This is a genomic window from Pseudomonas sp. W17 (genome assembly GCF_040268305.1).
GTDB classification, from domain to species: Bacteria; Pseudomonadota; Gammaproteobacteria; order Pseudomonadales; family Pseudomonadaceae; genus Aquipseudomonas; species Aquipseudomonas protegens.
The window spans coordinates 3728747-3745849 of sequence record NZ_CP158490.1; the positions used below are offsets into that span (position 1 = coordinate 3728747).

At 65.7% G+C, this 17103-nt stretch carries 5 protein-coding genes; all 5 read right to left on the minus strand.

Features of this window, described 5'->3' with window-relative positions; translation table 11 throughout:
* Positions 1 to 2: 2 nt before the first annotated feature.
* From pltF to ABCR88_RS17205, 5 genes are read right to left on the minus strand one after another with little or no spacing between them, the layout of a single operon-like run.
* The gene (gene pltF / locus ABCR88_RS17185; protein WP_350402816.1) at positions 3 to 1499 is read right to left on the minus strand and encodes an L-proline--[L-prolyl-carrier protein] ligase; all 1497 of its coding nucleotides are present in this window, start codon (positions 1497 to 1499) and stop codon (positions 3 to 5) included.
* Positions 1496 to 2638 carry an L-prolyl-[peptidyl-carrier protein] dehydrogenase gene (pltE, locus tag ABCR88_RS17190; protein ID WP_236186695.1) on the minus strand — a complete coding sequence of 381 codons (1143 nt, stop codon included), beginning with the start codon at positions 2636 to 2638 and terminating at the stop codon, positions 1496 to 1498. The genes pltF and pltE overlap by 4 nt, the downstream gene beginning before the upstream one ends.
* Before the next feature lies 1 nt (position 2639).
* Complete coding sequence (locus ABCR88_RS17195) at positions 2640 to 4274, minus strand: hypothetical protein (RefSeq protein WP_015635459.1); 1635 nt, start codon at positions 4272 to 4274, stop codon at positions 2640 to 2642.
* 50 nt (positions 4275 to 4324) lie between these two features.
* Positions 4325 to 9649, minus strand: a complete 5325-nt coding sequence (locus ABCR88_RS17200; protein WP_350402819.1) for a type I polyketide synthase — start codon at positions 9647 to 9649, stop codon at positions 4325 to 4327.
* A gap of 48 nt (positions 9650 to 9697) precedes the next feature.
* Positions 9698 to 17074, minus strand: coding sequence for a beta-ketoacyl synthase N-terminal-like domain-containing protein (locus tag ABCR88_RS17205; protein ID WP_350402821.1), 7377 nt, complete (start codon positions 17072 to 17074; stop codon positions 9698 to 9700).
* Between the last annotated feature and the right edge of the window lie 29 nt (positions 17075 to 17103).

Here is a 17103-nt window from a genome sequence, read left to right on the forward strand (position 1 = left end):
GGTCAGCCCTCCACCTGCCTGGCCAGGGCGAAGCGATCGACCTTGCCATTGGCGTTGCGTGGCAGTGCGTCCAGGCACAGCACCTTGTCGATGATCATGTAGCGAGGCAGGCGCTGGGCGCAGTGGCGCTTGAGGTCGATCAGCGAAAGAGCGTCCCGGGTGTGAGCGACCAGCACGCCCCACAACTGCGCGTTCATCCCCTCCCCGACCACCAGCACGGCGGCCTCGCTGACCTGGGGATGGGCCAGCAGCGCGGCTTCGACTTCCCCGCGCTCGATCCGGTTGCCACGCACCTTGAGCATGTCGTCACGACGCCCCAGGTATTCGTAGTTGCCGTCCGGCCGCTGCCTGACCATATCGCCGGTCTTGTAGGGCCCCTCCTGAGCCGGCTTGGCGAAATAGCCCAGCATGACCGTAGGTCCCTGCACCACTAGCTCACCTTCTTCACCCACTGCGCAGCGGCTGCCGTCAGGCTTTTGCGCCCACACCTGGTTGCCGGAGGCGGCCGTGCCGATGGGCACCGGGAGCACGCGCTCGGGATCGATGGCGCCGACCTCGAATGCGGTGCACACATTGGTTTCCGTGGGGCCGAAGAGATTGGCCAGACGCACATCGGCATAGGCCGCGCGCAGGTCACGCAGGTGCTTGATCGGAAAAGGCTCGCCGGCGAACAACAGTACCCGCAGGGTGTCCTGGATATCGCTGAGCAAGTCGCCGTCTTGCATCATCATCATGAGTACCGAGGGCACCGAGTACCAGATGCTGATTTCGTGCTGGCGGATGAAGTCGGTCAGCAGCCGCGGCGAGAACGCGATCGACTCGGGAACCAGGCACACCGTCGCGCCCACATTGAGCGCGCAGTAGATGTCCAGGACCGACAGGTCGAAATGCAGGGGGGCATGGTTGGCGAAACGCTCGCCAGGCTGGAAGCAATAGCGCTCGCACGCCCAGTCGACGAAGGCCAGGGCATTGCCGTGGCTGAGCGCAACCCCTTTGGGCACGCCGGTGGACCCGGAGGTGTAGAGGATGTAGGCCAGATCGTCCGGCTGGATGTCCAGCATCGGCACTACGCTGGAGCCGGTATCGATGTTGCGCCAGTAGCCGGCGCTGGCCGGGTCGTCCAGAACCACGCTGCGCACCTGGGCAAGCGCGGAGCCGGCGAGTTCTTCCTGGCGTGCTGCGGTGCAGAGAACCAGCACGGCCTGGGAATCCCCGGCGATCTTTTCCAGGCGCGACACCGGGCTCAGAGGGTCCACCGGCACATACACCACCCCCAGCCGCAGGGCTGCCTGCATGACCGCCACCAGGTCCACCGACTTGTGCGCCCAGAGCAGGATCCGCTGCCCCTGGCCGACCCCCAGGGCACAGAGCATTGCCACGAATTCCCGGGTCCTGAGCTCCAGCGCCTCGTAGCTCAAGGCATCCTGCTCGTCCACCACCGCCGTCTGCCGCGGGTAGCGGGCAAGGCTGTGCATCATCCGTTCATGGAGCAGCTTCATAGCTTCAGCTCCCGGGCAATGATCTCGTGCTGCATGTCGCTGGTGCCGGAAAAGATCGTAGTGCCGATGGAATCGCGCAGCATCGCCTCGATCCCGAAAGACTCCAGGCAGCCCCGGCCGCCGAAAATCCTCACCGCATCGATGCTCGATGCCAGCGCCCCTTCACTGATGGCCAGTTTCGACAGGGCAATGTTGAGCTGCCCCGGATCGCCCTGGTCCATGCCCCAGCACGCCCGGAACAGCAGCAACCGCGCCGACTCCAGGCGCAGCTTCATTTGCGCGATACGGTGCGAAACCGCCTGGTTGTCGCCAATCGGCTTGCCAAACTGGCGCCGGGTGCGCGCATGCTCGATGGTCTGTTCCAGTTGCCGCTCCATCATCCCCAGGAACGCTGCGAACAGGCAGGCACGCTCCCAGCCCATGGAACTCTGGAACACCTGCCGGCCCTGCCCTTCCTCACCCAGGCGGTTGACCTCAGGAACCCTGCAATCGTCAAAGAACACTTCACCCGCGGGGCAGCTTCTCAGGCATACCTTGTCCAGGGGCTCACTGACCCTGAGCCCCGTACTGCTGCGGTGGACGATAAAACCGCTGACCCCCAGGGCACCGTACTCGGGCTGGGTGGTGGCATAGGTCACGAAGATGTCGGCAATCGGCGCATTGCCGGCAAAGCTCTTGTGGCCGTCAAGGCGATAACTGCCATCGGCCTGGGGCCAGGCACGGCTCTTCAAATTGCTGGAGTCGGAGCCGGCCTCGGGTTCGGTGATCGCGTTGGAGCCGATGAATTCACCGCTGGCGAGTTTGGGCAATACATCGCGTTTGGTTTCCGCTGTTGCGAACTCGACGATCGGCATCGCACAGGCAAACTGGTGGGCCGCCGCCGCGAACACCAGGCCCATGTCTGTGCAACCCAGGCCAAAGGCGTGCATGGCAATGGCCGTCGACAGCGCACCCAGGCCCTGGCCACCGTATTCCCGGGGAATCGACAGCCCCAGCAATCCGGCCTCGCCGCAGATCGCCCATTGCCGGGCGGTGAAATACCGCGAGTGTTCATTGCCACAGGCCGCCAGTTGCTCGGCACACACCTGGGCGATCATGGCCGCATGTTTTTTCTGGGTATCGTCGTAGTTGAAGTCCATTTCAACTCTCCTTGCGCAGGGAAGGTTTTCTGAAGGATCGATAGAAAATCAGCCGTCCGACCTCTGAGGGCACTTGCATCAGGCCCCACCAGAGCGCCTTGAGCTTTCTCAAGGTGGTCAGTTGATAGACACGAGCGTGAGGATTAGCAAAATCAAAAATAGGCGGAACAAAACTGGCGTTGGCAAGCTCCGCAAAGATGCTGCTCGCCGCGTGCGCAGCAGAGACCTTGGCGCTTTTGACGTCATCACAAAGGCCCAGCGTAGTGTTGAGAATATCCTTGTACCCCTGATACAGAGGCATCCAGAAACCGTCCTCTGCGAGCTGGTCGATTTCATCGAACACTCGCGGGTCCAGGTCCTTGGCAAAGGCATCGTTGATCTTGCGCGCGGTGATGGTGGCGGCAATCGACTGCAGCAGCCAGACACGGGCGAAGGCATTCCACAGCTCGGGGTCGCGAAACGACACATAAGCCGCTGAGGCGATCCGGTCACTCAAGCTGATGATGCTGTCCTGGGTCAGGACAAAATCATTCAGGGCCGGGCTGCGGTAGTCACCGCTGTGCGCCGCCTTGATCAGCCGGTGCGCCAGGGCCAGAACCAGTTCCGCAGCATTGGACAGCTTGCGCGAGAACAACAGATCGTTGCTCGCGGCGCCCTCATCGAACATCAGGCAGCGGCGTTCGAGCGCCGTGCGATAGACCTGCCGGGGCGGCTGGCGCAACGCCCACTCGCGCACCCGCCGGGCGCCGGACAGGTGCCGCCCCAGGCCGGGGTACAGCTCGATCAGGCCGGCCAGGACCTGGTCGCCGTCCATGCTCGGGCAGAGGTCCTCACGCAGTGAAACCAGTACGCTGACCAAAGGGTTGCGCGAGTGCTGATGGTTGTTGAACGGGATGACCCCCACCCAGCCCCCGTCGAACACGTGATGCAGAGTGCCGCCATGCCACTGGCCGGGAAAGTCGCCCTGCACGCACTCATCGAACGGCACCACCCCGAGCATATGAGTGGAGAATTCCAGGGTCCGGGTCTTCTGCGTCGAAGCCTGGCTGACCAGGCCCGCCTGCCGCGCCAGCACCTGGCCGCCCTGGCTGCCATCAACCATGAAATCGGCAGTGACCCAGCGCCCCAGTGCCGTAGCTACCTTGACCCCGCTGTCCTCGACCAGCACCTCGGGGCTGTTGTCGATCTCCACCAGCTGCGCGCCATAACCGATGGCCGCCGCCAGCAGATAGGCATCGATATCGGGCCTGAACAGATGATTCTCGCCATGCTCGGAGGGCACGTTGAATTGCAGCGCCTGGCCCAGGTCCACCGCCCGGCTGCGCTGGTGATAGATGAACCCGAGGTTCTTCTTGACCCCGGAAGACGGCATCACCTTCTGCTGGATATCCCGGGTGCGGGCGATATTCTTTATTTCCGGCACGCCATAGCGGTCGGCAATCAGCTCGAAAATCATCGAGGTATAGGGAATCGTCGCCTCACCGGTAAGGTCGGGGGGCATCTGCCGGTTGCGCAACAAACCGACCCGGACCTTGTTCCGGGCCAGGCAGGCGGCGAGCATGATCACGCTGATGCTGTTGCCCGCCAAGAGAATGTCGTAATGCTCTGGCGCCTTGCCAGACTGCACATCGTTCATAACCACCTCAATCACAGATCATGGGTCTGGGTTGCACTGCCCGCGGCCCGTCAGGCCTCGGCCACGCAGCCCTGTTCCTTTATCGAACGGGCCAGGAAGTCCGGCCACATCAGGCCCGGACACTCAAGAAACTCGCGGGCCTTGATCTCCAGCTTCAGATCGCGCCGGCAGCGGGCGACCATGTCCATCACCAGCAGCGAGTCCAGGCCGTAGTCCATCAGGCTGCCGCCATCCTCGAGCTTGGCCCGCACCTGTTCGGTCTTGACCCCGAGCAACTGCGCGTACTGCTCCCACACGTAGTCATCCAGCAATGCCAGGGCAGCGGCTTCGTCGGCGCCCGCCAGTTGCTGCAGGATCTCCACGTTGCTGCTGTCGCCGGCCCTGGCGGTCGGAGCCTGGCTGCGGATGTACTGCAGCAGCGGTTGCGGGCCGCGGGATTCGAGCAGTGGCTTGAAGCGATTCCAGTCCACCCCTGACACCACCATCTGGGGCAGCTCGCTGGCCAGAATCCGCGACAGCAGGCCGACGTTCTGTACCGGGGCGATCTGTTTCAAGCCAACGCTGGTGAGGAAATTCAGCACCTGCTCGTCGAACAGGTGACTGCCGCCGGCCCATAGCCCCCAGTCGATCACCAGGGCACTCAGGCCCATGGCCCGACGCTGCCACGCCAGGCTGTCGAGGAACTGATTGGCGGCTGCGTAGCTGGCGACATGCTGCGAACCCCAGACACTGGCGATGCTCGAACACAGGACAAAGAAGTCCAGGTCCAGCCCCAGGGACAGTTCGTGCAACAACCAGGTGCCCTCGACCTTGGGCCGCATCACCTGGTCGAAACTGTCACGGTCGACGTCCTTGAGATCCTGCGGAATTGAAATCCCGGCGGCATGAAAGATGCCCTTCAGGCTCGCGCCCGACGCCTCCAGACCGCAGAACAGCCGCTGCATGTCCTGGGGCGAGGTGATGTCGGCCTGGACGTAACTCACCCGCGATGCCGCAGCGCCGAAGCGCTCCAGGCCCGTGGCGACATCCTCCAGTGGCCGCCGGCCGGTGATCAGCACAGCGCCCGCGCCTTTATCCAGAAGCCACTGGGCCATGGCCAGGCCAATTCCACCCATGCCGCCGGTAATCAGGTAACTGCCCTGCGGGCAAGGTGCATAGGCCTGTGCTGGCAACTGCGCAGCGCTGAAATGGTTCAGGCGCTGGACATAACGCTTGCCCGGGCGCAGGCAGATCTTGTCCTCGCCATCGGGGTCGCTGACTTCTTCGGCCAGCGCCCTTGCCCAGTGAGGATCGTCGGGGGCCAGGTCGATCAGCCCGCACCAGTGTTCGGGGTGCTCCAGGGCGAGCGTCTTGCCCAGCCCCCACAACGGCCCGGTCGCCACTTGCAAGGGCTGGTCGCGATCCAGGCCAACGGCGTTTGCCCCTTGGGTCACCAGCCACAACCGGCCACCGCGCGGGCCCAGTTCGATGAGCGCCTGGACCATCTCCAGCAACGGGTGGAACAGCGTCGCCTGCAGGCTCGACAGGCTCTGCAGCGTGGTCGAGCCGGCATCCTCGATGTCTTTGCCATCGAGCACGATGATATCGGCGGCCAAGGCCTCGCCTTCATCGGTCAAGGGCTGGCTCGGGTCCTGGGCCAGCACCCTCCGCGCGCTATCGAGCAACTGCTGCGGGCACAGGACCCGGGCACGATGCCCGCCACGCTGCAGGTGTTCGACCAGGGGAGCGGCGGTTTCCGGCGAGCGGCTGACCAGGGTGAACAAGCGGCCCTGCTGCGGCACTTCGGCGCGCTGGCGAGGGCGTTCGAGCCAATCCAGGCTGTAGAGCACGTCGGGCTGGTAAAGCATGCCACGCAGCGCCTCCTCACTCGGGGCGGCAGCCAGGGTCAGCCCTTCCAGGCTGCCTACACACTGGCCGTGCGCATCGTACAAGGCGCAGTCGAACTGCTGCGGATGTGCCTGGCTCGTGGCAATCACCAGGCTTTGTGCCCGGGGCGAAGCGGACCGGCTGGCGACCCAGCGGCGGATGCCGCTTATCGAGCCCGGCACATCGCCCGGCACCGCCTGCCCCAGGTACTCGAGGACCTGCCCAAGGCGATTGCCGTGCGGATCGGGTTCTGCCGGCAACTGCATGTGGTAGACAAAGCCTGCGTCCTGGGTGGCGGCATGGCCCGGGTCCGGCAGGCCGCCCCGGACAGCCGCCGGCAGGCCTTCCAGGGTCAGCGACAGGACCGGCTGCCAATTGGCACCGGCAACCTTGGCCGCTGCGGTCAGGGCCGAGCAGTTGACCTCCCAGGCCGCCCCGGACAGCGGCTTGAGTTCGGTGAACAGATGCAACTGGTCATCGACATGGAACGCCAGGGCCGGGGTGATACTGGCGAGGCTCACCCCATAGGTGTCCAGCTGCAAGTGGCCGGCCAGCTCATCGCTCAGGGCTGCCAGCAACCGGTCAGGACGCAGCAGCGCCAGGTCATCGCGGATCTCGCCGCCCACGGCCTGCAGGAGCGCGCTATCGAGCGTCGACTCGAATGCCGGAGTGGGTGCGTTGACCGAGTGCCCCAGCAGCCGGCCGACCGCTCCCGCAGCGACCTGTTGCAGGGGCGAGCCGCTAGCGTTGTCGAACCAGTAGCGCTGGCGCTGAAACGCATACCCGGGCAAGGCCTGGCGCAAGGCCCCGTCATGCTCGTGCAGCCGGGCCCAGTCGAGGTTATGGCCGCCCACGTAGAGCTGCGCGGCGGCCAGGCGCAGGTCCCTGGGCGGATCGCCGGCCCGGCGCAGGCTGGCCAGGACCAGGCTGTCGTCCGCCAGGGGGTGACGGCCGATCAGCGGCGTCAACACAGCATCGGAGGCCACTTCAAGGAAGGTTTTCACCCCCAGCTCTGCGATCAGGGTGTTGACCCCTTCGCTGAACCTCACGGCCTGGCGGGTGTGCGTACACCAGTAATCGGGCGAGCTCAGGCTGGAGAGCGTATGCACCCGGCCAGTGACACTGCTGATGACCGGCAAGCGCGGCTCGCTGAAGGTGATCTGCGCCACCGTCTGGCGGAACGCTTCAAGCATCGGCTCGGTGGCTGCGGTATGGAAGGCATGGGAAACCGCAAGCTTCTTGACCTTGCAACCGCTGGCGAGCGCCGCTTCGGCCAGCGCCTGGACCTCGGCCTGCGGCCCGGCCACCACCACGTCCTGCGGGCTGTTGACCGCCGCCAGTTCGATCGCGCTGCCGGGCCGGTCCTTGAGCAGCTCCAGCAGTTGCGCCTCGCTCATGCCCAGTGCGTACATCACGCCGCCGGCCGTCATCAGTTGCTGGGCCAGGCGCCCACGCGCCTCCACCATACGCAGCGCGTCAGCCAGGGATACCGCCCCGGCCACACAGATTGCACTGATCTCGCCGAAACTGTGTCCGAACAGCGCATCGGCAGCGACCCCCCAATGCATCCACAACCGCGCCAGGGCATATTCGACCGCGAATATCGCCGGCTGGGCATAACGGGTCTGTTGCAGGTAGCTGTCACTGGCCGCACCCGCGTCCAGCACCAGGGTCAGCAGGTCCACATCCATCAGCGGCTGCAACAGGGCGCGGCATTCATCGATCTGCGCCTTGAAGAATGGTTCGCTGTCATACAGTGCCTGGGCCATCGCCCGGTACTGGCAGCCCTGCCCCGGAAAGAGCATCACCAGCGGCGCCGCCGCTCCCTGGCAGGGCCCTTCGAATACATGGCCCACCACCTTGCGTGACGCATAGGCTGCCAGTTGCTCGCGCAGCCCCTCACGGCTATCGGCCACGGCCGCGAAACGATGGCCAAAGTGCGCCCGCCCGACGTTCGCCGTGTAGCACAGGTCCTTGAGTTCGAGCTGGCTGTTGTCGGCGATAAAACGTTCATAGCGTCCGGCAATCTGGCGCCGGGGCGTCTCGCCCTTGGCCGACAGAGTGATCAGCTGCCAGGGGTTGTCGCGCCCCTGGGCACGTTCGCGCAGCGGCGCGTCGCCCACTAGCACATGGGCGTTGGTGCCGGTGACACCAAACGAACTGACACCGGCGTGCCGCGCCTTGCCCTGGCGTGGCCAGGGCGTGGGTTCGGTGACCACCTTCAGGGCCAGGCGATCCCATTCGATCCGCGGGTTGGGCGTGTTGAAGTGCACCTGGGGCACCAGGGCCTCTTGTTGCAGGCACAGCAGGACCTTGGCCAGCCCGGTCACCCCGGCGACCGGTTCGAGATGCCCCATGTTGGCCTTGATCGAGCCCACCAGCAGCGGCGCATCCACGGGCCGCTGCTTGCCCAGTACCGCATGCAGGGCGTGCAGTTCGATCGGGTCGCCCAAAGCGGTGCCGGTGCCATGGGCCTCGACATAGTCGACCTCGCTGCCCTGGAGCCCGGCCTGGCCGAGCGCCAGCCTGATCACCTCTTCCTGGGCGTGGATGTTGGGCACGGTGATGCCGCTGCTGGCACCGTCGTTATTGACCGCACTACCCTCGATCACGGCCAGCACCGGGTCCTGATCGCGTACCGCATCGCTCAGCCGCTTGAGCGCAAGGATCACGCAGCCTTCGGCGCGCCCGTAGCCATCGGCCGCCGCGTCGAAGGTCTTGCAGCGGCCATCGGGGGCCACGGCCCGCAGCTTGCTGACCAGGATGAAACCGTAGGGCGACAGGATCAGGTTGACCCCACCGGCCAGCGCCAGCTCGCTCTCGCGGCTGCGCAGGCTGTTGCAGGCCTGGTGCAGGGCCACCAGGGATGAGGAGCAGGAGGTGTCGAGCACCACCGCCGGGCCCCTGGAGCCCAGGGTGTAGGCAATGCGCCCGGCCACGAAGCTGGTTTCGCCATAGAACTGGTAGGCGTTGACGTCCTCGACCGCGCCCAACTGCTGGCGCAGACGCACGTAATCATTGGTACTGACCCCCATGAACACGCCGAGCTTCTTGCCATGCAGGCTGTCGGGGGCAATCGCGGCGTTCTCCAGGGCCTCCCAGGCAACCTCCAGGGCCAGGCGCTGCTGGGGGTCCATGCCTTCGGCTTCCTTGGGCGAAATGCCGAAGAAGCCCGGGTCGAACTGATCCACCCCCTCGATGAAGCCACCGCGCATGACGTAGGCCTTGCCGGGTGCCTGGGGATCAGGATGGTAATAGTCGGTGCCGTACAGACGATCGCGGGGCATGTCGCCCACCGCATCGGTGGCATTTTTCAGCAGGCTCCACAGCCGCTTCGGTGTGTCGGCACTGCCCGGCAGCCGGCACCCCAGGCCCACTACGGCGATCGGTTCGACAGGCGCCGAGCTCTTGCCGGCCACCTTTTCCTTGAGCGCACGGATGGTGGTGATTGCCTGAGCAAGACTCTCTTGCAGCTGTTCCTTGCTTACATCGCGGACATCGTTATCCATAAAGGCCTCGATCAGTGATTCTCTGGCAGTTGTCATCCAGCCCCAGGGCTAGTAATTGGCGATATCGCGCAGCTCGTCTTCGAGAGCACCAATCAGCTCGGCCCGCGACAGTTCATGCAGGTCCTGATGCCGCGACGCTGGCGACACAGGTTCGGGCGCCGCCACCGGCTCCCGGGTTTCAGGCACCAGGAGCTGGCCCATGAGGTAGTCCGTGACCTGTTCGATGGAGGTGTATTCGAAGCCGAAGGTCGAAGGCAGGTCGATGCTCAACGCCCGGCCCAGCCGTGAGCGCAGGTCCAGCGACATGACCGAGGACATGCCCATGTCGAAGAAGCCCTTCCTGACATCGAGCTCCAGGCCATCGGCAACGCCGAACACTTGCCCCACTACCTCGCAGACCAGCGCCTGCATGGCCCGGCGCTGCTGCAGCGGTGGCAGGCCAATCAGCTCGGCCAGACGCTGATCCACTGCGCTATCCGCTACACCCAGGTGTTCGAGCAAGGGCCAGGGCAGCACGCTCAAGTACAGCCCTCTGAGTTGTTGCCAGTCGACATTGAGCAGCCCGCACTGGCCCTGGCCACCCAGCACGCGGGCTATGGCTTGCACTATCTGCGAGCGCTGCAAAGGCTGCAGGCCGCTGCCTTGCATGGCCGTGCGGGCTGCGGCGTCCTGCTCAAGCTCCTGTTCGCTCTGCGTCAGGTGCAGCAGCTGGCAGTTCAACCCCTGACGCCGGCGCTGTGCATGCACCCACGAGGCATACGCATCGGCAATCGCCGAGCGGGCGAAGCCGGCCCCGCCAAGCAGGGAAGACACGCTGCCCAGGATCAGGAAGAACGCTTCGGGGTCTTCGATCAGCTGGTGAACCTGCTGCAAGACCTCAAGCGGCCGAACGCCTTCCTGCATTCGCACGACAAACTCTGGCTCCTTGAGCGCAACCGTGCGCCAGTCAAGATCGAGGTGGATAAAGCCGGCGATGCGGTCTTGCGCTCGCAGCGTCGCGAAGGTGTCAGCCAGGCTTTCCCGGCTCAGGTCCGAGAGGCTGCTGATCGCCATCGCTTCGGGCATCCGCTCAGGCATGTGCAGTTGCCCGGGGGCCTCGCAGAGCAGCAGCAGACGCTGCACACCCCGCTGCCCGAGCGCCGTCAGCACAGGCTCCAGGTCAGATCCCGGGACGGCATGCAGCACAACGGTTCCGTTCAGCGCCGGCGGCTCCAGGCGCTGTAGCGGGTCGGCTTGATCCTCCACCAGGTATTGCACCTCGACCCGGGCGCCGCTGATCGCAAAGTGATCATGGCCAGGTTGGCCGTGCAACAGCCGGCAGAGGCTGGCGTAGCTTCTTCTGTCGCGGCCCTGCAAAGTCACCAGGCCGCCCCACCAGGCAGGATGCTCCAGGGCGAAGATATGCGCGGCGCCCTGCCAGGTGGCCTGGACAGCGGCCATGGCCGGCAATGCAGCATCCCTGGCATGAAGGGCGAACCAGACCGGCTTTGCCGGTGTTCCGACGCTGGCAATAGCACCGGCGAAGGCCTGTACCAGCGCCGCAGAGGCCACCAGGGATATACCGAGGCCGTCGGCCTCCTGAGCATCAACGCCGGCAACGATCACCCCCAGGCAGGACGGATCGGCCACTGCCCCGCGCAACGCCGAGGACAGTTTGCGGGCCAGAGGTTGTTGCCCGGCGTGCAGCTCGATGACTTCGACCGGACGCTGTTCAGCCGCAAACGCCGCAGCCAGTGGCTGGACCTCGGCGGTGCTCCAGGCCAGCACCATCCAGTAGCCCTCGCGTTGCCGAGCGCCCTCGCCCGGCATCGGATAGTCCTGCCATTGGCGAGCGATCATCGGCAGGTCGAGGGGTGCGGTCTGGAGGTCGGGCAAGTACCACGAACCAGGATGGCCAAACTGCGGACCTTCGAACAGTGCCAGCTGGCAACCCCGGGCATCCACTACCTGCAGGCTGTCGGGTTTGTCGAGGTCATGGCCGGCCAGCACAATCCATACCTGCGCCGGCAGGTCTGCCCATACCTGGAGCCCGGAGAACCCGACCAGCGCGGCGGCGTGGGCGCCTTCAAACAGCTCGACCACACTGGCCAGCAACTGGGTCTGGCGCTCGGCCGCCGTCAGGGAGTGGGCAAAGCGGTACAAGGCCCGCTGCCCGCCCGTGGCCGCACACCCGGACCATGGGCACAGGCCAACGTCCGGCGCCGGCGGTGAAGGCTCATCGAGCATCGACACCCCGCGCAGGGTTTGCTCCTGCAACTGCGCTGTACAGTCAACCAGGGTTCCGCTCATGCAGACCTGGCGGCGCTCGTCGCCGGCCCCTTGCAAGGCCAGTTCGAAGCAGGCGTCAGGGGCCTGGGTGAGGTGGATGCTCAGGTGCGAAGTGAGGTGCTGTTCGCCGCGCAGACGCAGCTGGGCAATCTGCAAGTCGCGGATCTGCTGCACGCCCCGCGGTGTTTCCCGCACCGCCTGGAGCACGGCATCCAGCAACAGGTGAGTCTTGACCCTGTACCCCTGTTCGCCCAGCGGGTCGTAATGCCCGGCCTGGGGAGCCAGAGCCCCCGACCAGTACCAGAGCTGCCCGGCCGGCCGTACCAGCCTCTGCAGGCAAGGATGGCCCGAGGCTGCCCGGGCGGGCTGCACCGCCGTAGCCGGCTGGCCAGCATCGATCCAGTAGTCGTTGAGCTGCCAGGGATAGGTGGGCAACACGATGGCCTGACAGCCATCCGGCAAGCGCTCGGGACCCGGCGACTGGGCGCCGCGGCCAAAGGCCTCGGCCAGGGTTGCCCAGGGTTCGCCGGCCGCGGGTTTGCGGTCATTGGCGATGGGGCTGCCGGCCAGCCAGGCCCGTAGCGCCTGAGCCAGCTCGCGGCAATCCTGGCCGTGGACGACCAGGCGTTCCTTGAACGCCGTGCGCCGCATCAGCGCGTTGTAGCAGATGGTCTGTGGGCAGTGCTCGGTAGCGCCCAGGAAGGACACATAGCGCTGGGCCAGCTCCGCCAATGCCGCCGGGGTGGCCGCGGACAGGCACAAGGCCACTGGCGCTGTGGCGGGTGGCAAAGGCGCTGTCGCGGGCGCCGTATAGCCCTTGAGCAGCACATGCACGTTGGTCCCGGTGAAACCAAAGGCACTGACCCCGGCCACCCGCGACTCCGGCCGGCCCGGCCAGTCCATGGCCTGATGCGCCAGCTTGAGGTTCATGGCCGCCCAGTCGACACGGGTGTTGGCCCGCTGCAGATGGGCTTGCGGGGCAATCCGGCCGTGCTCCACCACCAGGCAGGCCTTGATCAGCGAAGCGATGCCCGCTGCCGCCTCGAGGTGCCCGATATTGGCCTTGACCGAGGCCACCGTCAGCGGCGGACTGTCGGGGCCGGCCTGGCGATAGGCGTTGTGCAGGGCGTTGAGCTCGATGGGGTCACCCAGCACCGTGCCGGTGCCATGGGCCTCGACGTAGCTGACTTGCCCCGGATGCACGCCGGCGTTGGCCAGTGCTTCGCTGATCAGCGCCTCTTGCGCCGGACCATTGGGCACTGTCAGCCCGGCACAGGCACCGTCGTGATTGACCGCCGAACCTAGAATCGTCGCGACAATCGGGTCACGCTCCCGCTCGGCCTGGGCCTGGCGCTTGAGAATGACCACGCCGCAGCCCTCCCCTCGACCGTAACCGTCGGCACTGTCGTCGAAGGCCTTGCTGATGCCGTCCGGGGCCAATGCGCCGGCCTGCCCCATGGATTGAAAGATCGACGCCGAGGCGATGACATTCACCCCACCCACAATCGCGATGTCGCACTCCGCGGCACGCAAGCTGTTGCACGCCAGATGGATGGCCGTGAGCGATGACGAGCATGCGGTGTCCACCGTCAGGCTCGGCCCACGCACGCCGAGAAAATGCGAGAGGCGCCCGCAGATCGCCGAAAACGAACTGCCAGTGCCGTAGTGGGCATCCACGCCTTGCGCGCTACCCAGGACCCGGGTTTCGTAGTCGTGGGAGTTGGCCCCGACAAACACCCCGACCCTCTGTTCCAGCAGCTTCTCCTGAGGGATACCGGCCCGTTCCAGAGCCTCCCAGGCCACCATCAGCAACAGCCGTTGCTGGGGGTCCATGCTCCGGGCTTCCTTGGGGGAAATGCGGAAGAACGCTTCGTCGAACCCTTCGGGGCGCTGGATAAGGCTGGCAAACCGCGGGAATGTTTCCTCCGGCTTGGCGCCGGCGAGCCGGGACGGCGGTACCGGCCCCACGGTGTCCGTCTGTTCCAGTATCAGCTTCCAGAGTGCCTCGGGGCTGTCGGCCTGGGGAAACCGGCACGCCATGGCCACCACGGCGACGCTCCCCGCGGCGTCGGTCGCCCCGGCATCGACCGTTACCGGGGTGCTGGCCGGCTCCCGGGACAGCAGCCCTTCCAGGTACTGGCCCAGCCGGTTGATGGTGGGATAGTCGAAGCCCACGGTCGCCGACAGCTTGAGGGCGAACTGGCGCTCCAGCATGCGCTTGAATTCAACCAGGGAAATCGAGCTCAGGCCCAGTTCGAAGAAGCCTCGATCCGGGTCCGGGTCGGCACAGGCCACGCCGATGATCTGCGTCAGCAGTGCACCAATCTGCGCCCGCACATCCCCCACCGGCTGCGCCGCTGCGGGCACCTTGGCCGGTGCCGGCACAGCGATTTGTGCCAGCTGCGGCACGCTCAGCGCCACATCGTTGGCCTGGGCGCAGAGATTGCCCTGGGCGTCATACACCAGTACCTGCGCCCGCAGCTGGGACACGAGCCCTGCCGGCTGCGGCCGCGGCGCCGGGGCAAACCAGAAACGCTCCTGCTGCCAGGGATAGGCCGGCAGCTCCAGCGCCGCCTCCCTGGGTTGGAAGGCTTGCCAGTCGGGACCCGCGCCCCACTCGTACAAGCGGGCAACAATACTGGCCAGCTCCAGGGCGGCGTCGCCCTGCTTGTGCAAGGCGCCGCACACCAGCCCCTGGGTTCCCTTGTCGGCCAGGGCCTGGTTGATCGACGCCGCCAGCACGGTGTGCGGGCCGATCTCGACGAACAGCCGGTGCCCCTGCTCGATCAACTGTTCGATGGCGCGATCGAAGCGCACAATGCCACGGGCATTCCTCGCCCAGTAGTCGGCATCTGCCAGGATCGGCTCCTCGGGCATCGCGCTGGTGGAAACCCAGGGCGTGTGCGCGGCAACCACCGGCAAATCCTCCAGTCCCGCGCGGATCTGCGTCAGGCACTCATCCATCTGGCAGGAGTGGAAGGCATATTCCGCCGGCATCAGGTAAGTGAAGATGCCTTCGTCACGCAGTTGCTGATCCAGAGCCTGTACAGCCTGTGGGCTGCCGGACACCACACAGCTGTTTCGACTGTTGACCACCGACAGTTCCAGTTGCGGGTTGTTCGCCAGACGCGACTGGAGCGTCGGCGCGGGCAAGCCCACCACCAGCATCCGCCCCTGCCCCAAGGTGTCCTTCATGGCCTGGGCCCGATGGTGGATGACCCGCACCGCCGACTCCAGGTCCAGTGCTCCGGCGCAATAGGCCGCGGCCACTTCCCCCATGGAGTGGCCGACCACCGCCGCCGGGATCACACCCCACTGGCGCAGGCATTCACTGATCGCCACCTGGATGGCAAAGATGCAGGGCTGGGCAAATTCGGTCAGGTGCAGGCGGGACCCACTGGCGTCGCTGCGCAGCTCGGCCTCCACCGACCAGCTTGCCCACTGGGCCAGCGCCTGGTCGCAACGCCGGATCATCGCCAGGAAGGCCGGTTCCCGTTCAAGCAGGTCGCGGCCCATTCCCACCCACTGGGCGCCCTGCCCGGTAAACACCAGCACGGGCCCGCGCCGATCCTCTTCGTCCGTCGTGCAGGCCAAGGTCGGGGCCGGCAACTGCTCCAGCTGGCTCTTCAATTGCGCGGCGTTCGCACCCACCACGGCCGACCGGTAGGCAAAGTGATCACGACGATGAATGGCGCTGGCGACAAAGGCTTGCAATTGCCCATCGTCTTGCTGCGGCAGATGAACGGCATAGGCCCTGGCTTGCTCCACCACGGCCTGCGCGGACCTGGCCGATACCGGCAGGACCCAGGGCCGGCCCTGTGCCGAAGGTTCCTGCTGCGGCTGTGCCTGCCGATAGGCGCTGGCATCTTCGAGAATCATGTGGACGTTGGTGCCACTGAGCCCGAAACCGCTGATTCCAGCCAGGCGCGGCCGGTCGGGCAACGACTCGATCGCCGTGGGCACCGCCAGCCGGGAACGCTTCCAGTCCACCAGTGGGTTCAACTGTGCGAGATGCAGTTGCGCAGGCACCTCGGCGTGCTTGAGAACCATCATGGTCTTGATCACGCTGGCCATTCCGGCGGCCGCATCCAGATGGCCCATGTTGGCCTTGACCGAGCCCACCCACAGCGGCCGCCCACGCCCCTGGAAGGCACTGTCCAGCGAAGAGAGTTCGATCGGATCGCCCAGGGGCGTACCGGTGCCGTGGGCCTCGACATAGTCGATGTCGTCCACGCTCAAGCCGGCCACTTTCAGGGCCTGGCTGATCACCGCAGCCTGGGCATTGGCGTTGGGCACGGTCTGGCCGGCACTGGCGCCATCCTGGTTGATCGCCGAGCCCCTGATCACCGCCTGGATCGGATCGCCATCGCGCAGGGCATCTGCCAGGCGCTTGAGCACCGTGACCCCGCAGCCTTCGCCTCGGACGATCCCGTCGGCCGCCGCATCGAATACCCGGCAGCGGCCACTGGGCGAGATCGCCCTGATCTGGCTCATGTAGATCGTCAGGTCCGGCGCCAGCATCAGGTTCACCCCTCCGGCCAGGGCCATGTCCGCCTCCCCTGCCTGCAAGGCGCGACAGGCCAGGTGCATGGCCACCAGGGAAGAAGAGCATGCAGTGGTCACGGTCATTGCCGGCCCATGAACACCCAGGTGGTAGGCAATACGCCCGGCGGCGAAGCTGAATTCCTTGCCGGCGGCATAGTAGGGATTGATCTGTTCGATGCCGGCCTCGCGGGAATGCAGTGCCAGGTAATCCATGCCCAGCATGCCGACATAGACCGCGGTCCTGCTGCCTTTGAGCTGCTCGCGGGTCAGGCCGGCACGGGCCACGCTTTCACAGGCGACCTCCAGCAGCAGGCGCTGCTGGGGGTCCATTTCCTTGGCTTCAGAGGCCGAGATGCCAAAGTAATGCGCATCGAAGCGGTCGATGTGCTCGAGGAACGCCCCCACCTTGCAGTAGGTCGTACCGGTTTCAGCAGCGCTCTCATCGTAGATCGCCGCTGTGTCCCAGCGCTCTGCGGGAACCGGTCCGACAAAATCGGTCCCAGCACGAAGGAGCTCCCAGAATGCCTCGGGGGTCGATGCACCTTTGGCAAAGCGGCATCCACTCCCGATGATTGCAATGGGTTCAAAATCCATGGGCGCACGAGCATCCATTCAGTCATCTCCTTCGACTGGGTGTTTAG

Coding starts and splice junctions, on each gene's coding strand:
- ABCR88_RS17200 (WP_350402819.1), bottom strand. CDS start 9,649: ATGGATAACGATGTCCGCGATGTAAGCAAGGAACAGCTGCAAGAGAGT.
- pltE (WP_236186695.1), bottom strand. CDS start 2,638: ATGGACTTCAACTACGACGATACCCAGAAAAAACATGCGGCCATGATC.
- ABCR88_RS17195 (WP_015635459.1), bottom strand. CDS start 4,274: ATGAACGATGTGCAGTCTGGCAAGGCGCCAGAGCATTACGACATTCTC.
- ABCR88_RS17205 (WP_350402821.1), bottom strand. CDS start 17,074: ATGGATGCTCGTGCGCCCATGGATTTTGAACCCATTGCAATCATCGGG.
- pltF (WP_350402816.1), bottom strand. CDS start 1,499: ATGAAGCTGCTCCATGAACGGATGATGCACAGCCTTGCCCGCTACCCG.